At 41.3% G+C, this 21,888-nt stretch carries 16 protein-coding genes; 8 read left to right on the forward strand and 8 right to left on the reverse strand.

Annotated elements, in window-relative coordinates; genetic code table 11:
- Window positions 1–159: 159 nt before the first annotated feature.
- Complete coding sequence (locus L0951_RS06615; RefSeq protein WP_234110440.1) at window positions 160–1,683, forward strand: FMN-binding glutamate synthase family protein; 1,524 nt, start codon at window positions 160–162, stop codon at window positions 1,681–1,683.
- A 237-nt stretch (window positions 1,684–1,920) separates the two neighbouring features.
- Here L0951_RS06615 and L0951_RS06620 read toward each other — a convergent pair whose 3' ends face one another.
- On the reverse strand, window positions 1,921–4,398 hold the full coding sequence (locus L0951_RS06620; protein WP_234110441.1) for a DUF4394 domain-containing protein: 2,478 nt from the start codon (window positions 4,396–4,398) through the stop codon (window positions 1,921–1,923).
- A gap of 189 nt (window positions 4,399–4,587) precedes the next feature.
- On the opposite strand from L0951_RS06620, the gene L0951_RS06625 reads away from it, so the two are divergent.
- Window positions 4,588–5,127, forward strand: coding sequence for a hypothetical protein (locus tag L0951_RS06625; protein ID WP_234110442.1), 540 nt, complete (start codon window positions 4,588–4,590; stop codon window positions 5,125–5,127).
- Here the strand turns inward: L0951_RS06625 and L0951_RS06630 are convergent.
- From L0951_RS06630 to L0951_RS06645, 4 genes are all read right to left on the reverse strand, one after another.
- On the reverse strand, window positions 5,124–5,990 hold the full coding sequence (locus tag L0951_RS06630) for a L,D-transpeptidase (protein ID WP_234110443.1): 867 nt from the start codon (window positions 5,988–5,990) through the stop codon (window positions 5,124–5,126). The two genes, L0951_RS06625 and L0951_RS06630, sit on opposite strands and share 4 nt — an antisense overlap.
- Window positions 5,991–6,321: 331 nt before the next feature.
- Complete coding sequence (locus L0951_RS06635) at window positions 6,322–7,728, reverse strand: glycogen synthase (RefSeq protein WP_234110444.1); 1,407 nt, start codon at window positions 7,726–7,728, stop codon at window positions 6,322–6,324.
- Window positions 7,729–7,866: 138 nt separating this feature from the next.
- Window positions 7,867–10,005, reverse strand: a complete 2,139-nt coding sequence (glgB, locus tag L0951_RS06640; protein WP_234110445.1) for a 1,4-alpha-glucan branching protein GlgB — start codon at window positions 10,003–10,005, stop codon at window positions 7,867–7,869.
- Window positions 10,006–10,793: 788 nt separating this feature from the next.
- On the reverse strand, window positions 10,794–11,612 hold the full coding sequence (locus tag L0951_RS06645; RefSeq protein WP_234110446.1) for a DUF5995 family protein: 819 nt from the start codon (window positions 11,610–11,612) through the stop codon (window positions 10,794–10,796).
- A 160-nt stretch (window positions 11,613–11,772) separates the two neighbouring features.
- On the opposite strand from L0951_RS06645, the gene L0951_RS06650 reads away from it, so the two are divergent.
- The 3 genes from L0951_RS06650 (at window position 11,773) to L0951_RS06660 (ending at window position 15,417) form a co-directional block, all read left to right on the forward strand.
- Window positions 11,773–12,510, forward strand: coding sequence for a hypothetical protein (locus tag L0951_RS06650; protein WP_234110447.1), 738 nt, complete (start codon window positions 11,773–11,775; stop codon window positions 12,508–12,510).
- 66 nt (window positions 12,511–12,576) lie between these two features.
- Window positions 12,577–13,491: an alpha/beta fold hydrolase gene (locus L0951_RS06655; protein ID WP_234110448.1), complete on the forward strand. Its 915-nt coding sequence runs from the start codon at window positions 12,577–12,579 to the stop codon at window positions 13,489–13,491.
- Between the two features lie 360 nt (window positions 13,492–13,851).
- Window positions 13,852–15,417: a SulP family inorganic anion transporter gene (locus L0951_RS06660; RefSeq protein WP_234110449.1), complete on the forward strand. Its 1,566-nt coding sequence runs from the start codon at window positions 13,852–13,854 to the stop codon at window positions 15,415–15,417.
- 135 nt (window positions 15,418–15,552) lie between these two features.
- Here the strand turns inward: L0951_RS06660 and L0951_RS06665 are convergent, their stop codons facing one another.
- The gene (locus tag L0951_RS06665; RefSeq protein WP_234110450.1) at window positions 15,553–15,690 is read right to left on the reverse strand and encodes a hypothetical protein; all 138 of its coding nucleotides are present in this window, start codon (window positions 15,688–15,690) and stop codon (window positions 15,553–15,555) included.
- A gap of 47 nt (window positions 15,691–15,737) precedes the next feature.
- On the opposite strand from L0951_RS06665, the gene L0951_RS06670 reads away from it, so the two are divergent.
- From L0951_RS06670 to L0951_RS06680, 3 genes are all read left to right on the forward strand, one after another.
- Entirely contained in the window at window positions 15,738–17,879 is a 2,142-nt protein-coding gene (locus L0951_RS06670; RefSeq protein WP_234110451.1) for a S46 family peptidase, read from the forward strand.
- 95 nt (window positions 17,880–17,974) lie between these two features.
- Window positions 17,975–18,949: a polysaccharide deacetylase family protein gene (locus tag L0951_RS06675; protein WP_234110452.1), complete on the forward strand. Its 975-nt coding sequence runs from the start codon at window positions 17,975–17,977 to the stop codon at window positions 18,947–18,949.
- Window positions 18,946–20,022 carry a GNAT family N-acetyltransferase gene (locus L0951_RS06680; RefSeq protein WP_234110453.1) on the forward strand — a complete coding sequence of 359 codons (1,077 nt, stop codon included), beginning with the start codon at window positions 18,946–18,948 and terminating at the stop codon, window positions 20,020–20,022. Before L0951_RS06675 ends, L0951_RS06680 begins: the two co-directional genes overlap by 4 nt.
- Window positions 20,023–20,079: 57 nt before the next feature.
- Here L0951_RS06680 and dnaJ read toward each other — a convergent pair whose 3' ends face one another.
- The gene (gene dnaJ / locus L0951_RS06685) at window positions 20,080–21,204 is read right to left on the reverse strand and encodes a molecular chaperone DnaJ (protein WP_234110454.1); all 1,125 of its coding nucleotides are present in this window, start codon (window positions 21,202–21,204) and stop codon (window positions 20,080–20,082) included.
- A gap of 56 nt (window positions 21,205–21,260) precedes the next feature.
- Window positions 21,261–21,800: a nucleotide exchange factor GrpE gene (locus L0951_RS06690; RefSeq protein WP_234110455.1), complete on the reverse strand. Its 540-nt coding sequence runs from the start codon at window positions 21,798–21,800 to the stop codon at window positions 21,261–21,263.
- Window positions 21,801–21,888: the final 88 nt, after the last annotated feature.

Below are 21,888 nucleotides of genomic sequence, written 5' to 3' on the forward strand. Positions count from 1 at the left end.
TTATTAGATACAAAGAATGTATTTTTTATGAAGAACACCAAAAAATGGATTAAATTTTTGAAAATCATCTTTTTAGTAGTGGGGATTCTTTGGACTATTCCTTTTTTTTCAATGGATTTTTATTGTTATTTTTACAGCCTTGTTAAATTTTTAAATGAAATGAGAGACAAATTCATTCGATGGGGAATTGTGATTTTGGTTTTGGTTTGGGCCACATCACTGCTAATCAAGGCTCATTATTGGATCCCGATTCTGCTAACCTGCATTTACCTGGTAGGTTTATATAATACCTTTCAAAGCAAACACGCTATTCTCAGGAATTTCCCGGTTTTGGGTTATTTTAGATATTTTTTTGAAAGCATTTCACCGGAAATGCAGCAATATTTTATTGAAAGAGAAACCGATGGCAAGCCTTTTCCAAGAAGTCAGCGTTCCGCCGCATATCGCCGTGCTAAAAATTTGAGCGATACAGTGCCTTTTGGAACGCAACTCGATATCAATAACCGTACTTACGAGGGGATCAAACATTCCATCTATGCAAAATCGCCCAATGAGGAATTGCCCAGAATCGTTGTGGGAGGAGAACAGTGTACTCAGAAATATAGCGCATCCATTTTCAATATTTCGGCGATGAGTTTTGGTTCGTTAAGCGACCGTGCGCAAATCGCATTGAACAGAGGAGCAAAAAAGGGTAAATTCTACCACAATACGGGTGAAGGAGGGATTTCGCCTTACCATCAGGAAGGTGGGGATTTGTGTTGGCAGATTGGAACCGGATATTTCGGTTGTCGAGATGAAGAAGGGAAATTCTCCCCAGAAATCTTCAAACAAAAAGTGGAAGCTGTTCCCGCTGTAAAAATGATCGAAATCAAACTTTCGCAAGGTGCTAAACCTGGCCACGGTGGAGTGTTGCCTGGTTCCAAAAACACCCCGGAAATTGCAGCGATCCGCCACGTGCAACCAGGGGTTACCATTATTTCGCCGCCGTCACATTCAGCTTTTTCAGATGCGGCAGGTTTGCTTCATTTCGTGCAGCAGCTTCGTGAACTGTCAGGAGGGAAGCCAATCGGATTCAAAATGTGCATTGGTGACACCAAAGAATTTGAAGATATCTGCGTTCAAATGAACGTGCTGAAAATTTATCCGGATTTCATCACCATTGACGGAGCAGAAGGTGGAACGGGTGCAGCACCGCCGGAATTTTCAGACGGAGTGGGAATGCCGCTTGAGCCGGCATTGATCTTTGTTAACAGGACTTTGACCAATTTTAATTTGAGGGATAAAATGAGGGTAGTGGCGAGTGGTAAAGTTTTGACCTCGCTGGATATTCTTCGCGCATTGGCAATGGGGGCGGATATGTGTAACAATGCGAGAGGATTTATGTTTGCACTGGGCTGTATTCAGGCGTTGAGATGTAACACAAATACTTGCCCAACAGGAGTTGCAACCCAAGACAAAATGCTCATAAAAGGACTTGATATCACTGATAAGAGTGAAAGGGTTTACCATTTCCACAAAAATACGCTGCATACCTGCAACGAATTAATCGCAGCTGCCGGACGAAGTTCTTATGAGGAAGTGGATGCGAGTATGTTTATGCGGGGTGATGAGTTTGAACATTTGGCAGATTTATATTTCCCCGATATTTTGAGCAATGTGCGAAATCCTGCGAATAAATATTAAGACTTAAATTCATGCACCCTAGCTGAAATATAAGATGATACGAATTGATCCTTTATTTTGGAGGTATGCTGGAAAGACTTCATTGAAAAAAAATCATTTTCAACTTTCGCTATGAGCATTTTAAGCCCGAATCTGAAAGCAAGATGTGAATTGGTTTGCATTCAATCCAGTAGTAAGTAAGACAAAAAAAGAACAGCTTCAAACGAAGCTGTTCTCTTTTATTATTAGACCATCCTGCTATTTTTTGATGACCTTGTTGGTAAATACTTTGCCGTTTACAGTGGCTTTCACCAAATAAACGCCTGGAGCTAATCTGGACATGTCGATTTGTGAATTCATATCTTTAGGAGTGATCGCCATCACTTTTTGTCCCACAATATTGATCACTTCCAGAGATTCCACTTTTCCTTTAGAAGCAATGTTCAAAATTCCAGTCGTTGGATTTGGATAGAAACTGAAATTACCTACCATGTTTTCATCCACTGCCATCACTGCGCAGCTAACAGTTGCTTGCCATCCTGCATAATTTAAACTGCTGTCTGAGCGGAATCTAACTGTCAGTTTGCCGGAGGCGTCAGTTGCGGTAAATGAATCACCCACTGAAAGTAAGCTCGAAGGAACAGAAGGAGGGAATCCAGTTCTTCCGCATTTCACTGCAGCCAATACTGGAGATGCAACGGATGGTCCGTCATAGATGCTTAGATAGTCCCAGCAACCACCTGTCGTTCCTGATCCAGTGGAGCTTTCGATTTCAACTTGGGTAAAGGTGATTTTCACTTTTTCACCAGCGTTTTGCGGCTGAATGACTGTGGTTATATCTTCACTGTTGCCGTAATTGCCAGTTGGTCCTCCTGAATCTGTGAAATTATCTCCACAGGTAACAGGTGGTGTAGGAGGCGGAAGTGGAAGGCTATTGGTGATGGTGAACATCGTAAGTTCATTTGGAGTAGTTGGTCCAATCAACGTCGCAGCGCCCGTGGTGAGGTTCACTTCATAAATGCCGCTGTCATCGGAAGCTGAATTAAGACATCCTGCCATATACAGTTTGTTGTTGTCTGTATTGAAATCAGCATCCTGCGCATACATGATATCAATTCCTAAAGGACCGATTTCTGTCGCTGCACCGGTGCCCAAATCAACGGAATACAGTTTGTCAGTGGTGATGTCGGCACTATAAGCCAAACCATTATTGTCAATTTCCAACCAGATTGGAGTTTGCATATTGGTCATAGATCCTACAAGTGTTGCGGCACCGGTAGTGAGGTTCACTGTGTAAAGTTTTCCTGCGGTACCGCTTGTGCTAGTCGCATACATAGTGTTGTTGGCACGGTTCCACGATAAGCCGCTCGCAGTATCAGCGGTTGGCATATTTACCAGCGATCCAACATTTTTGACGGTACCATCGGCATACATTTTCACCAACATTTTTGTATCATTATCTAATCCGTATAAATTACCATCACCTGCCAAATCGTCTGCATAAATTTTCTTACCAACAGGTGCAATAGTGGTCAAAGTATATGGTGGAGTAAGCGGCATGGTTCCAAATACTGCCGGTGAAGGATAAACTTTTAATACAAAAGCTTTGTCCAATGGAGGAGGTTCCACAGCATCTGCGATAGAGTACATGGTAAATTCGGCATTTAGTGAAGTGGTATCTCCAACCAATGTTGCAGCTCCGGTGGTAGTGTTTACTTTGTAAATTCCACCGACTCCTGCTCCTACATATGCTGCCATATACAGTTCATTGGTGTCTCTGTTGAAATCCGCTTCCTGCGCGAAATTAAGGTTGACTCCCAGCGGTCCTACCAAGGTTGCGGCACCAGTTGTTAAATTAACTTTGTATAAGTTGTCATCTGCGATGTCGGCTATAAAAGCGTTCCCTGTATTGTCTATTTCCAGCCAAATTGGGAGCGCACCGGTTGCAAGTCCAGTTATGGTGGCCGCTGCGGTTGCGGCTCCAGTCATTAGATTAACGGTGTACAAAGAATTTCCGGCCATCAAATACATCTTGCCAGTGGCGGCATTCCACGATAATCCGGTAGTGGTATCGGCAGTAGGAACAGCTGCTCCCAAGTTTCCAATCGTCACTACACTTCCTGTAGGGGTAATTCTTACCAAAGTCCTCGCTGTGTTATCTATGCCATAAAGTTTTCCATCACCGGCAATATCGTCACAGTAAATAGTATTGGTAATGGTAGAAACATTGGTGATCGAAAACGGTGGAACAAGCGGCAAAGTACCGAACTGGTTAGTCGTTCTGGCATTCTTTACAAATGCTTTGTTAAAAAGCAATTCCGAACTTCCGTCTTTCTTCACATTCTGAAGTTCGTAGATTCTAAGCAGTCGCAACTCGTCATAAGTAAACTTGTCATCCGGAAAGGGCAGTACTGAAGGCGGTAATGCGCTAATCCTGTCTAGAATGTGCTGAACCTTACTTTTCGGAATCCTGTTTTTTAACTCCTGTTCCGTAATTCCATAAGGATTAGTTTTTTCTTCCTGCTGCTGAATCCGGTAATTCGCGAGCAATGCATACTCCTCCTTTGACAGCTGGTCAAGTGGAATAGCTGCTGCTGGATTCTTTGCTCCAAGCGTCCGAAGTTTTTCCTGAATGGGCTTGATTTGAGCTTCCGTGATCCGGTTTTGCTGCGAATAAACCATCGCAGAAAGAAGGAGCGCAGTTGCGACTCCTGCCTTGAGATAGAATTTTTTCATATTAATATTGTTTTGATGGTTTTCCAAATTTACAAAAAAAATTGAAAAATGATACTTTAAGTACAAAAATTTAATATAAAAATTAGTTTATTTAGTATGGGTATTTATTTAAGGTGTAAATTTGATAATGAGAATATTTGAATGCTTGCAGTTTTTGAGGTAAATTTATATCTTCAAAGAACCTATCCCATGAAAATTGAACAGACTGTTTTAGACCAAATCCGCTCCAGACCAAGGTTTCAAATCTCCACCCAGCTCAGCCGCGAAGAATATACCGATGGTCTGAAGAAATTTTTGGCCGAACATTCGCACGAGTTTTCAGGGAATATCAATCGGGAAGTCGCTATATTCACAGTAAAGACTACTCATAATGAGTATTGGAAACCTAATCTCGCATTGAGAACGGAAACCGATTTGTTGGAACGGAGAATGATTGTTCGCGGTGTTTTCGGACCGAGTTCAGCGGTGTGGACTTTCTTTATGTTCCTTTATTTTGTGTTCGGCATTTTGTGGATGGTCTTCATGACTATTTGGTTTGTGGAAAAGCAAATCAAGAGTGCTGACTTTCCTTGGGCGCTTTCGCTGTCATTCCTGATGTTATTCGGTGTTCTGGCGACTTATCTGCTATCCATAATTGGTCAAATCAAAGCCAGAGCAGAGATGAACAAATTGCGCCATTTTGCAGAGGAGTCCATTTTGAGTATTGCCGGCGCTGCAGATCAGCTTTAATTCTGAATGTTTATTCCTTCGCCTAAAGCCAGTTCTCTTTCCTTTTGGGCTTCAAGAATCTTACTGAGATAGGACTCAATGATTTTGTCAAGTTCTCCGGCGGAAATATCATTGGAATGGGCATCTTCAATCAGTTTTTTCCAGGGCTTCTTCCCTCCCCAATCGTAATCTCCATAGACGATGACCGGTGTTCCATTGGCTTTCACAGTTCCTCCGCCTTTGTTCAGGATCCAGGTGTCCACCCAATTGTAGAGATATTTTGCATCATCCATCAGTAACCTTAAACAGGAGTGAGACGCAGGAAATCCCGGCAAATCATATTGGTGCCATCCGATTCCAAGCGTATTGTGAACATTCACATTGTAAGGCAGTTTCCAATCGCTGTCAACGGTGGAGATGGCAAGTTCTTTCTTCCAGTTGGCAAACATGAGTCCGCGATAGGTTTGTGCCGATTTTTTGCCCATGCTGGTTGGACCCCATTTGAGGAGTTTTCCGTTTTCGTAAATTGAGTAGGCCTGAATGGGATAAGAAAATATTACGATTTTTTTTACCTCTTTCAATTTCTCCACCTTGAAAGGGAACGGCGAATAAGCCATTAAGGATTTGTCCATTTTATCGGGAACGGCAAGTGTATCTGCTCTCCATTTGTTTTTGGAATCCAGGCGATTTATGGCTAAAATTATGTAGCGCTCTTCTTCAGGGAATTCCTTGTTGAACTTTGCCATCGCGGCATCTTTATTTTTTGCGGGAAAAATGAAGGGTGTGAAAGTTACCTTCGACTTATTGAGAGAGTCCAGCCGGATCGAGTCGGTTTTGGCTTTCGCTAGCGAATCGGCATTATTCTGAACGCGTAAATCTGACACGGGAGGTTGCCCTTTTTCGCATTGAATGAAAGCAAATAAAATAAAAAGGCAAATCAGTAAAAAAATGAGATCTTTCGTTTTGAAAATCGCGTGCATAGTTTATTCTTTGGCTAAAAATTACAATAATAATACCATAAGTCAAGGATTTTGTTCGATCTTAGCCAAAATGGGAATACCAGTGAGACTCCGAAAGTCCTTAAATAAAAGCCTTAAATGTTTTTGGGGTAACGTCTTTATGGCAATGGTGTTTGCGCCTTTTCAAATTCATCCAGATGTACTTTATTCTTAAAAAAAGGTGGAAAAATTCGCACATTATCTGTTTACAGAAACCCTATTTTCTGTATAGTTCCAAATATTTCTCCGCTGATTTTTCCCAAGAGAAATCATAATCCATATTCGAATGGACCAATGAATCCATCAAATTTTTGTCATGGAAAATATGCATTGCCCGATGAATCGCATGAACCGCATCTTCGGCAGTGGCGGCACCGAAATTGATTCCGCTCCCGCCAGTAGAGATATCTTCCACCGTATCTCTCAATCCACCCGTGAACCGAACAATCGGCACGGTTCCATAACGCATCGCATACATTTGATTCAGTCCGCATGGTTCCACCCGCGATGGCATTAGGAGAAAATCTGAAGCGGCATAGATTTTGTGAGAAAGAAACTCCTTGTAACCTAAGTCCAGCGCGAAATTGGAATAACTATATTTCAGTTCCTTCAGTTCGTGTTCAACCTGTTTGTCGCCAGACCCCAAAACCATAATGTTTAAACCGCCATAGGTTTGTTGAATGCTTTTCCACACAATATCCGGAAGCAGATCGGCTCCTTTTTCAACGGCAAATCTTCCGATGAAGCTCACCAAAGGCAGGTCGGGATTTAATCCATATTGACCACATAATTCTTTTTTGTTACGCCATTTTCCTTCATCGGCGTTTTGACGGGTGTAATTAAAGTCTAAAAATGCGTCAGTTTTTGGGTTCCAAACTTCGGTATCGATTCCGTTGATGATTCCGTATGCTTTAGCATGTTCCTGTTGAACCAGTATTTCCAACCCCCTCAAACTATGGAAAAGTTCATCCAGATAGCCTTCCGAAACCGCATTGAAAGCGTGGCAGCATTTCAACATTGCCGCAAGTGGATTTATCTGGCCATCCCAATCCAGCAGACCTGCTTTGTCCCCACGGAACCAGGGAAAATACTCCGCCATTTCCCACCGCATCTGTCCCTGATATTCACCATTGTGAATCGTTCCAATGGTTTTCACGCCTTTCAGGAAGCCAAACTCCGGACAGTTTTCGACCATGAACGGTACCAATCCAGTGTGGTAATCGTGGCAATGGAGCACATCCGGACGAATCTTCATCGCAGTGAGCCAGTGAAGCACTCCGTGTTGAAATGCGAGAAATTGTTGGCTTTCATCCCAATATCCATACGGATTATCCCGATCCAAGAGTCCGGCAATTTTCACCAGATACAAATCAAACCCCAAGATTTTTGCCCTTTCCTTCATCACCGTGACTTCAAACATATGGAAACTCTGGTGAATCCAACCATTGAAAACCACCTGAAATTCGTGGTCATGCACGAACGGCTTATTGTACCACGGCATGATGACACTTGCTTCCACCCCTTCAATTTGGTTGAGATATTTCGGTAAAGCTCCCACTACATCGGCAAGTCCGCCCACTTTGGCAACCGGATAACATTCCATAGAGAGGTTGAAAATTTTCATAGTTTTATCTATTTTGTGCGACGCCTGCTAGCCGGCAGACAGGGAAGACCGAATTCGGCGAGTTCAAGATTTTGTACAGGTTTCAACTTGTACGGGATATTTTTATTTTGGAGTTATTTATTTCGGAGTCCTTTTATTTTATGAGGTCAAAGACTTCCTTGCTCCAAATTCTATCTTCCATTTTTCCATCGTCAATGGCGGAATGTCTTCTTTGGCTTCTGCCAATGCTCTATTAATTTGCTTCGTACTTTTAACAGCAATTTTTTTGGCAGCCACTTTTTTTGAAGTGCCCGCTTCTTGATCAGTATCAATATTTTTCTCTGCAGTTGTTTCCTTAGAAATGGTTTTGGCTTTGGAAACCCTTTTTTTGTCCATTTTCTTTTGTCTTAAGATCACTCCGGCGAGCGGCGGAAGTCTCAGGATAATCGCGTTTGGTCTGTACATCCACTCATCATCTTCTTCATCTACTATTTCGGCTTTCACTCCGCTTCCGGCATATTTTTCGTCATCGGAATTGAGGATGACTTCCCAATTGGTCCCTTCATTTACTCCGATTTTATATTCAAAAACGCTTGGTGTCAGATTCAAGACCACCATCAACACATCGTCTTCGTGCTTTCCTTTGCGCAGGTAAATGTAGATGGAATTATTTCCATCATTCGCTTCCACCCATTCCATTCCCTCCGGACTGAAGTTGTTTTCATAAAGCGCAGTTTCCGAAGTGTAAAGATGATTCAGGTCCTTCACGAAATCCTGCATTCCTTTATGAACCGGATATTGCAGCAAATGCCAATCCAGACTTCTGCTGAAATTCCACTCGTTTGTTTGGGCAAATTCATTGCCCATAAACAGCAATTTCGCACCTGGATGCGTGAACATATAGGTGTAAAGCGCACGAAGATTTGCAAATTTCTGCCATTCGTCTCCCGGCATTTTGTAAATAAGGCTTGATTTTCCGTGGACCACTTCATCATGGGACAAAGGCATCATGTAGTTTTCGTTGTACACATACATCGAGCCGAAAGTCAGCTTGTTGTGATGGTATTTCCGGTTGATAGGATCTACTTTGAAATATTTCAACGTATCGTGCATCCAACCCATCATCCATTTCATTCCGAAACCGATTCCGCCATCGTGCACAGGTTTGGTGAGCATGGGAAAATCCGAACTTTCTTCCGCAATGGTCATGATATCTGGAAACTCCTTATAAACCGCTTTATTGAATTCCTGAAGGAAATCCTTCGCTTCCAGATTCACATTTCCGCCGAAAATATTAGGTTCCCATTCGCCTTCGTTTCTGGAATAATCAAGGTGAAGCATAGAGGTCACCGCATCTACCCGAAGTCCGTCTGCATGGTATCTGTCTAACCAAAACATTGCGTTGGAAATCAAAAATGATTTCACTTCCGGTCTTCCATAATTAAAGATATGGGATTTCCAATCTGGATGAAAACCTTTCTTTGGGTCTTCGTGTTCATAGAGAAAAGTACCATCGAACAAATGCAGTCCGTTTGCATCTCCCGGAAAATGGGATGGAACCCAGTCTAGAATGACGCCAATCCCGTTTTTGTGAAGTTCATCAATCAAAAACATCAAATCCTGTGGTGAGCCGAAACGGGAAGTTGCGGCAAAAAATCCGGTCACCTGGTAACCCCAACTCGGGTCATAGGGATATTCCATCACCGGCATGAACTCCACATGGGTGAAACTCATTTCCTTGAGATAGGGTATCAGTCGCTCCGCAATTTCACGATAGCTGAAAAACCTGTCCGGGTCGTCTGTTCCACGCATCCACGAACCGAGATGCATTTCGTAAACCGACATCGGTGCTTTCAGTGAATTCTTTTTCCATCGATCCGCCATCCAGGATTGGTCGCTCCATTCAAACCAGGTCGTGGAAACCAACGAACCTGCCTGGATATTCTGTTCCCAGCTCAATGCGAAAGGGTCGCCTTTTTCCAGAAGCTCACCTTTATTGGTTCTGATGGCGTATTTGTAAACCGTTCCCCAACTTAGACCAGGAATAAATCCTTCCCAAATTCCGGAATCATCCCATCTAGGGAAGAGTTTGTGCGACTCCGAATGCCAATGATTGAAATTTCCGATCACCGAAACCTCTTTGGCATGAGGTGCCCAAACTGCGAAATAGGCACCATACAAACCCTCCATTTCCATGGTGTGTGCTCCGAATCTTTCGTAAAGTTTGTAATGCTTTCCTTCGCGGAAAAGGTAAATGTCTTGCTCAGTGAACAGCGAATGTGGACGAACATTTTCCATGGCGGCAGAATTTTAGGTTACTAGATGGAAAGGTTAGCAATTTTTTGTTTGTCAAATATATTTAAAATAAAGGGAATTTGGGCGGAATATTATGCAAAATATGGGATAGACTCAATAAATTTCCAATAGATTTGGGATATTGAACATGGAAACCAATTCTGTACAATAGCGGATTAGAAACATAGGATAAATCTTGAGTTTTTTAAAGTTTTTTCTAAAAATTACGACAAAGGCAAAATATTTGCTGCTCAATAAAAGCTGGCGGATTCTTCAAAAACCGCCTCACCAAAACAGCCGGATAAAAAACAGCTTCCCGGTCCTACTGCTTTCTTAAAACCCTTTTCGGGAAGACAAAATCACAATGGGTATCATGGTTTATTATGAGGTATTCTTAATCCTCTTCCTTGCTTTCATCATCTTTAGCAGCATAGAAATCATAAAAAGTCCTTACAGCAGTTCGGGGAAACTTCTCGGGTTATTTATGGTTTTGCTGATGCCGTTTTTTGGTTCGGTACTTTTTCACTGGTACAGAAAAGGCTGATCGATTGACTAAGTGATTGGTTATGATTACTATGCTTTTTTGTTTGGAAAAGCAGAAGAGAGCATATGCTACGACTGGAGTGAAATCTGCGAGTAGAGGGAATTCGCGTTGACCTGAATTCCATTAAAAAACTTAAATTTATCCTTATAAAATCAGATGTTGCTTGTAAAAATCATTGGTTCTTCTGAAATCAATTTTAGATTATCGGTGCAATTAAGTCACCTCGGTTAAAAACGGAGAAACTGTTTCAGGTATTTCTAATTTTCTCTAAAATTTCTATATTTTTCACCACATTATTGCTCTCACAGTTTTTCAATTGTTTTGCCAAAGCAGGAGAAAGCATTTTTGGGTTTAAAATTTGTGCAGCCACTTTCGCCGCGGCGTAATCTACAATACTTATCACGGATTCTTTCAGGAAATTGGGGGTGTTTGAAGAAATCACGGCCGTTGTCCAGGAGGTTTTCCGGGCTTTTGAGATGGCAAAATCTAAAACTGTATTGTCTTTTCCGTTCGATATCTGATCAATTAATGCCACCGGATAGCAAATTTTATTAAGCGAGTCTTGAACATTTTGGTTAACAGATGCAATTACAGAATTGATGTGGTCAAAGTCATTTTTTAGGGGATTTATTTTTCGGTTTGGCATAATGGAGGCTGCGGAAATCCCCAGATCTAAATTAATATGTGCATTCATCCCCAAAAAAATATGCTGAAGAATGAGGAGGTTATTGTTTTTGGCAGCTTCAAAAGCGATAAACCAAGAGTTTGTGATTTTTTTACCTTTCCGATAATCATCCCACGCATCCAGATATCTTTTTGCAAAGGCAATATCCATGAGGGTCATTCTGGCATTGTCTTCAAATTTTTTCTGCTGAATTTCTTTTAAAACCTGTGCTGTGGTGGCTCTGTAAGTACAGGCGAAATATCCTGCGGGATTCTTATTTTCTTTTGCCCAGATAATAATTTCGTCTAATTTTTCTAAAACTTGCTCGATGGTTTTCATGGTGTTTTGGTTTTTTTTTTCTTCAGGTGGATTAACCAATTGATGATCAGCTCTTACAGCCAAAGTTAGTGTTTTTTTTGATTGCCAAAAATTCGGGAAACAGCGCAGAAGAAAATCAAAACCAGTTAATGGCATGCATTGCAATGTAAAGTATTTTTTTGGCCAACGCTGTAACAAAAAATATGCGGATACTACCAATTGTGAGCTATCAAAAAATTGTTTCTTGAAAACTTCAGTTGGTTCCGGATTCACGATGAATAAAATTATCATACTATTTAGTGCAATTGCGCTTCTGCATAGTTGCAAAACTAATAACCCAAAAGTCTATCTGCTTCCTACCATTCACAAATTGCATCAAGTAAATCCACAATACGGATATGACCAGCTGAGAGAAATAGTGGCTGAACTGAAACCCGAGGTGATCGCAGTGGAAATTAGGTCCGAAGATATATCGCGGGATTCGCTCTATCTGAAAAAGAATTATCCGTATGAAATGTGGATGATGAAACAATGGTTTCCCACCACCAGAATTGAAGCTTTTGACTGGTTGGGAAGTGATATTGAGGGCAAAGCCATTCCCGAAAATTACTGGAAAGAAATTTCCGCCATTAAGAAATATGAAAAAGCACTCAATGAAGATCCTGTCTATTTGGATCGAAAATCAAAATGCAGCCATTTCAATGAGGAGCGTCTTCCCATTCTGAAAACCAAAAGCCTCTCCGAAATCCTGAAAAGTAACGATGGCGAACTCACCGAAAAATTTTATAGCTGTCTAGCGGAAAGTCTCCGCGGAAGCGTGCACCAACGCGTAGTGGATTTTTATGAACGCCGAAATTTGGAACTGCAGAAAAAATTACAAAAATTGATCGATAGCAATAGAAATAAGAAAATCCTAATCCTTACCGGTGACGATCATTTTCATTTTCTTAAGGATAAAATTCCTCATCAAGTTTGGCCATAATAGGGTAGTTTACTCAAATTAGTTAATAATAACAGCGGTTTTATGCCGCACTAAAATTCAATGTAAATGAAATTAAATCAACTTTCTTTCGTGTTCATCTTGGTAGCGAATCTATTCTTCGCTCAAATGAATTCACAAAAATCTAAGCCTGCAGCTCCGTTTTTCACGCAGACTTCTGACGGTACCAAGCTTTTTACCAAAGTTTCCGGCCGCGGCGAGCTGTGTATTTATGTTCATGGCGGTCCCGGCATGTGGAGCGATTCTTTCGAAAACCTAAAAGGCAAAAATTTGGAAAGCCAACTTAAAATGGTTTACTACGACCAACGTGGAAGTGGCCGTTCAGCCGCATCAGCAACCAATGATTATTCCATCGGAAGAATGGTGGAAGATATTGAAGACATACGGAAAAAGCTGGGCGCAAAGAAAATATATCTCATGTCCCACTCTTTTGGGGGAATTATTGCAGCGAGTTACGCGGCAAAATATGGCGATCATCTGAAAGGTCTCATTCTGGTCAGCAGTACGCTTTACCTTAATGATTCGATCATGAGCCAGTTGGCTTATGCCAATGAACTCGCTGGAACCCATATTGAAGTTAAAGACGGACAATTTATGCCGGCATTGGGCGAGGCAATGAACGCGCTGAATGAAAAAGGGTTGCTGTACAAACTTCTGACAGACAGTCAGCAAAATATGGATGCGCTGAACAAAATAGACGAGAAAAGACCGGCAGAAAACGGATTCCGGAATACGGTATGGTCCATCGATGAATATTATGGGGATTTTACTAAACTTACTCCTGAAATAAAAGTTCCTGTTTTGGTCATTACCGGAACAAAAGATCACGCCGTAGGTCCAGATCATTATAAACTCTTTAGATTTCCATCACAGCAGGTGGTGAAAATTGACGGTGGACATATGCTTTATTATGAAAATAGCGATGAGTTTGTAAAGAACGTGTTTTCATTTATAAAGAAATAGGAAGTGATTCCCAGTTCACATTCTTTGAAAAAAAAAATGAAATCAGACTTTGGGCGAATTGATCATCATTTCAAAACTCATCTTTGCAGTTATTCCAGGTGATGAATAAAGATTTGCCCAGTTTCTGATTACCCTGATTTTCAGAAGAGACCATGGAAGGTTGGCTAGGTTCCCATTCCTTGCAGTTTGGTTTCAAAATCAATGTCAATCTGGAAGGGAGATACCGGGAATTCTACTGGTCTTAAGATTTCAACATCGAAAAAGAGTGGCGGTGTGGAAAACTGAAAACGAAATATTTCTCATATTTCAGCAGCGACCACGTTTCTGCGAAAGCGGTATCTTTGTATTAAATTTTCATCAATGGAATCAGAGATTCGCCGGTCTTTTAAATATTACCGGCTGATGTTCGTGAAACACGATTTTGCTGCCGGATTAACCGTTTTCCTGGTGGCACTTCCGCTTTGTCTTGGAATTGCATTGGCGTCGGGAGCGCCGATTTACGCAGGTTTGATTTCAGGAATCATCGGAGGAATTGTGGTCACAGTGATTAGTGGTTCCCAACTTTCGGTTTCCGGACCGGCTGCAGGATTGACGACTTTGGTTGCAGCATCCATCATCAGTTTGGGAGATTACCGGATTTTCCTTTTGACCGTGGTAATTGCCGGAGTTTTCCAGGTTCTGCTTGGTGTTTTAAAGCTCGGTGTGATCGCGAGTTATTTTCCCAGTTCGGTCATCAAAGGGATGTTGGCTGCAATTGGTATCATTCTGATTTCCAAACAAATTCCAGTCGCATTGGGCTACAACGCTCCTAATTTCTGGTCCACCGGTTTCCTGGAACTTTTCACCTCTTCTCACATTACCGATCATTTGAAGGAATTCAATAGCCAGCTTACCAAAGGAGCTGTTTTGATTTCAACGGTTTCACTTGCGGTTTACATATTCCTTAAACAGGATAAATTCAAGAAATTCCGACTGATTCCGATTCCGCTCTTCATCGTGCTGATCGGAATTGCCATGAATTATGTGTTGGCACTTTCGGGCTCCAGTTTTGCACTTAATTCGACCCAGTTGGTGAAAATTCCAGATAATATTTTCGCACATATCCAATTCCCGGATTTCACCAAGCTGCTTTCCAGCCAAAGGATATGGAAAGACGGACTGATCATCGGAATTCTGGCAACCCTCGAAACCCTGCTCTGCATCGAGGCCATGGACAAATTAGACAAACACAACCGGGTGACGCCGGTCAACCGGGAACTTGTAGCACAGGGAACCGGGAATATCTTCTGCGGATTACTTGGCGCCATTCCGCTTACTGCAGTAGTGGTGCGCGGTGCAGCCAACAACGATGCGGGCGGAAGAACCAAAGTTTCTTCTTTTACCCATGGAATTTTGTTGCTGCTTTCCGTCTTGCTGATTCCTTTTGTGATTAACTTAATTCCTTTTGCTTCGCTTGCCGTGATCCTGATCATGACCGGTTATTCGCTCACGAAGCCCAGAATTATTCGGAACATTTTCAGACTTGGACTGAACCAGTTTGTACCTTTTGCTGTGACGATTGGAGTGGTTTTGGCAACCGATCTGCTCTTTGGAGTTACAGTAGGAATTCTGTTTTCGTTCTATTACATCATTAAAAATCACTTTAAAGAAGATTACGAAATTACGCACAGTCACCTGAACGGAATCGATTATTATACCCTAAAACTTCACGGAAATGTGACGTTCTTGAACAAAGTCAAAATCAAGATCAGTCTGGAAGAGGTTCCGCAATATTCGGTGCTCACCATCGATGGAAGCGATATCCATTTTATCGACTTTGATGTGTTGGAAATTATTTCAGAATTCAAATCCAAAGCGCACGATCGCCATATTGAGCTTCACCTGGTCGATATCGAGGTGGTGGAAACTACCGCCGAACGACATTAATTTAAATTCAATTCCAGTTAACTGGATTCGGGAGGCATTAAGGAAATGAATGTGGTGATGAATTCATCAGATCAGGGACTTACTGATACGAACAGCTTTAGAAAAAGTAAATGAATGCGCCAAAGATATAGCGGGTCAAGCATTTCGGCCACGAATAATGTATGAAGCAAGATCATAAAGCGGAATGGTTGGAAAATCGCTGGCTGGAAATTCTGAACCGGAATTCAGTGCGATCACTTTTCCATGCCCACTTGTTCCAGTAGATTTCGGCATTTCCATTAAATTGACTATTTTTAGCCCATATTTTTAAATTGTAATTCATGATAAAGAGAAGTTTTTTACTTTCGGCAGTGATTGTTCCAGCGGTGATGGCGTTTGCGCAACAATACGGCGGAATGTGGATTCCTACGGAAGTGAACGAGAAAGAGATGAAGGAAATGGGAATGAAGATTTCCGCAAAACAGATTTTCGATCCTTCAAAACCGAGCATCAAAGATGCAGTGGTCCAATTCAACGGAGGTTGTACAGCTGAGATTATTTCGCCGCAAGGGTTGCTATTGACCAACCATCACTGTGGTTATGGGCAAATTCAGAAACACTCCACTGTGGAGAATGATTATCTTGCCGATGGGTTTTGGGCGAAAGATATGAATGGTGAACTCCCAAATCCGGGTGTTACCGTTGATTTTATTGCAGATATCAAAGAAGTGACGAAGCAGGTTTTGGCAGGAACTGAAGGACTCGAAGGAAAAGCGGCCGACGATATTATTACCAAGAATTTGGAAACAGTGAAAGCCGGCTTCAAACTCGAACCATGGCAGAAAGTAGTAATCAAGCCAGTTTATTACGGCAATAAATATTACGCCTATATTATTGAAACCTACAAAGATATCCGATTGGTAGGAGCACCACCAAGTTCTATCGGTAAGTTTGGATCAGATACCGATAACTGGGTTTGGCCGAGACATACCGGTGATTTCTCGATGTTCAGGATCTATGCCGACAAAAACAATAAACCTGCCGAATATTCCAAAGACAACGTTCCTTACAAACCAAAATATTTCCTGCCGGTTTCCATTAAAGACAAGCAGGAAAACGATTTCACTTTTGTATTCGGATTTCCGGGAAGAACTACTGAATATCTCCCGGCAATCGCCATTGAAAAAGTGATGAACGAAATTGATCCTGCCATGATTTCTGTACGCGAAGTAGCTTTGAAGACTTTAGATGAAAAGATGCGCGCAGACAAGGAAACCAAAATCAAGTACGCTTCCAAATACGCTTCCGTTGCCAATTATTGGAAAAAATGGATCGGCGAAGTAGAGGGATTAAAAAAATCGAACGCGGTGGAGAAAAAGGAAGCTTATGAAAAGAGCTTGATGGAAAAGAATCCAAAACTGAGTGCTACACTGATCGAGCTTCGCCGTCTTTATGTAGGACAAGGACCATACGCTTTAAATCGGGCTTATTATTCCGAAGTGGTTAGAAATGCGGAAACACTCACTTTAGCTAACTTATACAGTAACTTTACAGAGGCGGTACAGTCTGGAAGAATGGATGCGGCAACTACTGAAAATTTCAAAAAAAGACTGACCGGAATTTATCAAAACTTCGATGGCGAACTGGATGCTAAAGTTACCGCAAAAGTCTTGGCGCTGTATGCAAACAAGACTCCGCAGAAATTTTTACCTAAAGATTTTGAGAAGTATAAAGATGAAAACCAGAACCTGAAACAAATTGAGGAATGGTCTAAGAACTCTGTGATTACCGGAAGGGGAACTTTCAACGGAACCACTGCCATGAAGAATATTGACAAAGTTTTTTCAGATCAGAAAAATTTGGTTCAGGACTTGAAGAATGATCCACTGATGAAGCTGTTCACCTCAATGAAGCAAGCATATATGGAAAATTCAGAAGAATATTACAATACCTATCAAGGCCATATCGACCGTTTTCAAAAGGAATACATGGCATTGCTGATGGAAACCGACAAAGACCGTAAATTCTTTCCGGATGCCAATTCCACTTTGCGGGTGACCTATGGAAAAGTGGCTGGTTCCAACCCAAGAGACGCGGTGCAATATGGATATCAAACCCATATTGCGGGAATCATGGAGAAATATGTCCCAAAAGATTATGAATTCGATGTTCCGGAGAAATTGATCGACCTTTACAACAAGAAAGATTTCGGAATCTACAAAGATAAAACAGGAGATGTTCCAGTGAATTTCACAGCTTCTAACCATACTACAGGAGGAAATTCAGGAAGTCCCGCTCTGGATGCCAACGGAAATTTAATCGGACTGAACTTCGACAGACAGTGGGAAGGAACCATGAGCGACATCAACTACGATCCGAAACTGTGCCGAAACATCATGGTGGATACTAAATACATTTTGTTCATCATTGACAAGTACGCCGATGCGAAATGGCTGATCAAAGAAATGAAGATTGTGAAATAATTTGATTATTCAATACATTCCAAGCTAAATCCGTAGGAAACCCTGCGGATTTTTTATTACATTTGAACATGGTTCTAAAGGAAAAAATCATTCGGTTGGCCACGAAATTTCAGGATTCGGATTTGGAGAAATCATTTCCACTGGATTATTGCATTCCGGTCTATCATGCAGTTTCAGATGTTGATGTTGCTCACTTGAAACACATTGTCCAATATAAAAAGGTGAAGGATTTTGAAAGTGATCTGGATGAGCTGTGCCGCTTTTTTCAGTTTGTCACTTGGAGTGAGTTCAAGGATTTCCATGCGGGAGTTTTCCAACCTAAGAAGAAAATTGCTTTACTGACTTTTGATGACGGACTTTCGGAGTTTTACTTTAATGCGGTTCCTGTTTTGCTGAGAAAAGGGATTTATGCAGTCAATTTCATCAATCCGAAGTTTAATAAGAATAATGAGCTGATGTTCCGTGGGAAAGCAAGCGTGATTTTGGATATGATAAGCGGAAAAAAAAACATTCATCCTGAAATTTTCAAATTACTGGATATCTCCGGCATTTCTGAAAAAGCTCTAAAGCAAAAGATTTTGAAAATTCCGTTTGAAAAGCAAAATCTCCTTGATCAAATTGCGGATTTAGCTGAAATAGATTTCGAAGAATATGTGAAAACTCAAAAACCATATATGAATTTGGAACAGTTGAGATCGGTAAGTCGGCAAGGTTTCGGAATTTCCAATCATGGTTGGGATCATCCGCTGTACAAAGATTTGACGCTCGAAAAACAAATTGAAAATTTCCAAAAAGGAGCCCAATTCCTGAAGGAAAATGATTTTCTGACAGACAGTTTTGCATTTCCCTTTACCGATTTCGGTGTGGAGAAATCCTTTTTTGATCAACTTTTCCAAAGGGATTTCTTTTGCACGATGGGTTCAGCGGGAATTAAACTCGATAGTGTCACTAAAAACTTTCAACGAATTCCTATGGAAAATGGAAAAAGCGCACAACAAACTTTAAAGCAAGAAACTGCTTATTTTAACTTGAAGAAAATGATTAACCGAAATCAAATATACCGAAGATGATCGAATTTAGATGTTTGAACAAGAAAATGTTGGAGGAATTCGTCAATTCTGGCGAGTTTGAGACTTTTGATTTTCTGCCCATTACCAGACACCGTGCTTGGTCTCAGATAAGGAATCAAAAAGCATCGGACGAAGATGTGCTGCTTACTTTGGTTTTTTTTGACGGAAAACTGGCAGGTTACCTGGGAAGTTTACCAGATGAATTGCAAGTCGGTGAGCAAAGGATAAAGTTTGCTTGGCTGAGCACGCTTTTCGTGCATGAAAACTTTCGGGGGAAACGGATTGCACAACAACTTTTGGACCTGGTCTTCGAAAAGTATGCCGGAAAAATTGCGATGACAGAATTCACACCGGAAGCTGAGAATTTATATAATAAAACCCAGAAATTTGATTATATCACTCCGATGACTGGGAAACGGTTTTATTTCAAAAGCCAGATGGCAGAAATTATTCCCAGAAAAAAACCAGGCATGTCCTTTTTGAAGCCTTTTCTGATGATGGGGGATTTTCTGCTTAATTTCTTTATTTCCTTTAAAAGTGGTTTGCGGAATTCAAAAAACGTTGATTTTCAGCTGCTGGATTTTGCAGATGACGAAATTAAAATATTCCTGGAAGATTTTGCAAAAAACCGGAGCGTAGAGGAACTGGATTGCATCTTGAAAAATCCTTGGATTTTAGAGGGAAATCAACCAGACCAAAGATATGTGTTTTCAAGTTACGCCAAGGAATTCCAATATTTTTGGCTAAAGGTTTTCGGTGAAAATAAAAAGCTGGAAACTTGTGCGCTGCTGCAGTTAAGAGATGGTCATTTAAAGATACCTTATCTTTTTTCTAAGGATCATATTGAATTGTTTGTTCATGCACTTCAAAGGTTTAATGATGAAAAGAATGTGAAAGCTCTGACTTCTTACCAAACAAGTTTAAATGCCGAATTAATCCAAAAATCCTTCGGAAAGCTTTACCAGAAAGATTTGGAGAGAAGATACCTTTTCCATAAAGACTTGCTGAAAGCACTTCCGGCGGATTTCGAGCCCAGCTTCCAGGATGGAGATGGTGATCCGGTTTTTACCTAAAAAAAGTCTGCACAGAGTAGGGCAGACTTACTTTCATTTCGTAAAACACTTTATTATTCAATTAAACAGGTCTCTGACTTTGTCAAAGAAAGTTTTTTCTTTTCCTGAAGGTTCGGCAACCATCTCGCCGTTTTTCATTTGGTTTTCAAAGAATTCTTTTTGCTCGGCCGAAAGGTGGGTAGGTGTCCAAACATTGATATGTACAAACATGTCGCCTTTTCCGTAGCTTTCCAAACTTGGCAAACCTTTTCCGGAAAGCCTTAATATTTTTCCGGACTGCGTTCCTGCATCGATCTTGATTTTCACTTTTCCTCCTACTGTGGCGATTTCTTTTTGGGTTCCCAAAGCGGCTTCTGCAAATGAAATATAGAGTTCCTGATGCAGATTATCACCTTCTCTTTTGATGGTGGCATCTACTTCTTCCTCTACCACCACCAACAAATCTCCGGGATGACCGCCGAATGGTGCGTCGTTTCCTTTTCCGCGCACACTGAGTTGGATTCCGTCTCTTGCTCCTGCCGGAATGTTGATGGTCACTTCTTCTTCTTCTTTAATCAAACCTTGCGCATTTGCTCCAGCTGGGATCTTATCTGCTATTTTGCCGATTCCCTGACAAGTGCTGCAATGGGTCTGTGTCTGCATTTGTCCGAACATAGTGTTCATCACTTTCACCTGAACTCCGCTGCCATTACAGGTGGGACAAGTTTTGGAAGTAGCTCCTGCAGCGAGTTTTAGTTTTTTTACTTTAATGGTTTTTTGGGTGCCATTCACCATTTCTTCCAAATTGAGTTTTATTCTCACCCGGAGATTGCTTCCGCGAAGTTGCTGTCTTTGGTTTCCGCCTCCAAAACCACCGAATCCGCCTCCAAAATGACCTCCGAAAATATCCCCAAATTGTGAGAAAATATCCTCCATGTTCATTCCGCCTCCAAATCCGCCACCGAATCCTCCGTTTCCGTTCATTCCAGCGTGTCCGTATTGATCGTATCTCGCCCGCTTATTGGCGTCGCTCAAGACCTCGTAAGCTTCTGCAGCTTCTTTGAATTTTTCTTCGGCTACTGCATCGCCCGGATTCTTGTCTGGGTGGTATTTGATGGCCATCTTTCGGTAAGCCTTCTTGATTTCCTCACCGGAAGCGGTCTTTGAAATTTCCAGAACTTCGTAATAATCTCGTTTAGTCATTGTCATAATCTTGTTGAATAATGAATCCCGCAAAGCATCGGGACTTATCGCTTATGTTAGTTTCCGGTCACTACTTTTGCAAATCGGATGACCTTCTCGTTCAATGTATATCCAGTTTCGATAAGGTCAACAATTTTTCCTTTTAAATCTTCAGAAGGCGCAGGAATCTGAGTAATCGCTTCATGGTAATCCACATCGAAATCGTCTCCAACTTTAGTATCCATCGATCTTAAACCTTTTTCAGACAATTTGCTTTTGAATTTTTGGTAAATGAGTTCAACCCCTTTCAGATCAGCTTCATTTCCGTATTTTGCGATTTCTTTCAGCGCTCTCTCGAAATCATCCAAGACATCAAGCATAGAAATCATCATGTCTTGGTTTGCATATTGGAAGAAATCCATTTTTTCTTTGGCAGTACGTTTCTTGTAATTTTCAAACTCCGCAAAAAGCCTGATGTATCGGTCTTTTTCTTCTGCCAAAAGTTCTTCTGCTGTGGGTTCTGCTGTCACATTTTCTACATTTTCCGCATTGTTATCCTGATTGAATTCTTTCTGAGAATCCATATTTTCTTCGTGTAAATCTTTGGTATCTGACATAATATTACATTTTATGGTCATGCTTTCGCAAAGATTTTGCCAAAGAAAATTTTAGGACATTTCGGCACGTTTTAAGAAAAATATCGAC

Source organism: Chryseobacterium sp. R2A-55 (genome assembly GCF_021401085.1).
GTDB lineage: Bacteria > Bacteroidota > Bacteroidia > Flavobacteriales > Weeksellaceae > Kaistella.

What these genes read in the sequence shown, in the direction of transcription:
- L0951_RS06615 (WP_234110440.1), top strand. Translation starts at nt 160, where the DNA reads ATGAGAGACAAATTCATTCGATGGGGAATTGTGATTTTGGTTTTGGTT.
- L0951_RS06620 (WP_234110441.1), bottom strand. Translation starts at nt 4,398, where the DNA reads ATGAAAAAATTCTATCTCAAGGCAGGAGTCGCAACTGCGCTCCTTCTT.
- L0951_RS06625 (WP_234110442.1), top strand. Translation starts at nt 4,588, where the DNA reads ATGAAAATTGAACAGACTGTTTTAGACCAAATCCGCTCCAGACCAAGG.
- L0951_RS06635 (WP_234110444.1), bottom strand. Translation starts at nt 7,728, where the DNA reads ATGAAAATTTTCAACCTCTCTATGGAATGTTATCCGGTTGCCAAAGTG.
- glgB (WP_234110445.1), bottom strand. Translation starts at nt 10,005, where the DNA reads ATGGAAAATGTTCGTCCACATTCGCTGTTCACTGAGCAAGACATTTAC.
- L0951_RS06655 (WP_234110448.1), top strand. Translation starts at nt 12,577, where the DNA reads ATGAAATTAAATCAACTTTCTTTCGTGTTCATCTTGGTAGCGAATCTA.
- L0951_RS06660 (WP_234110449.1), top strand. Translation starts at nt 13,852, where the DNA reads ATGGAATCAGAGATTCGCCGGTCTTTTAAATATTACCGGCTGATGTTC.
- L0951_RS06665 (WP_234110450.1), bottom strand. Translation starts at nt 15,690, where the DNA reads ATGCCGAAATCTACTGGAACAAGTGGGCATGGAAAAGTGATCGCACTG.
- L0951_RS06670 (WP_234110451.1), top strand. Translation starts at nt 15,738, where the DNA reads ATGATAAAGAGAAGTTTTTTACTTTCGGCAGTGATTGTTCCAGCGGTG.
- L0951_RS06680 (WP_234110453.1), top strand. Translation starts at nt 18,946, where the DNA reads ATGATCGAATTTAGATGTTTGAACAAGAAAATGTTGGAGGAATTCGTC.
- dnaJ (WP_234110454.1), bottom strand. Translation starts at nt 21,204, where the DNA reads ATGACTAAACGAGATTATTACGAAGTTCTGGAAATTTCAAAGACCGCT.
- L0951_RS06690 (WP_234110455.1), bottom strand. Translation starts at nt 21,800, where the DNA reads ATGTCAGATACCAAAGATTTACACGAAGAAAATATGGATTCTCAGAAA.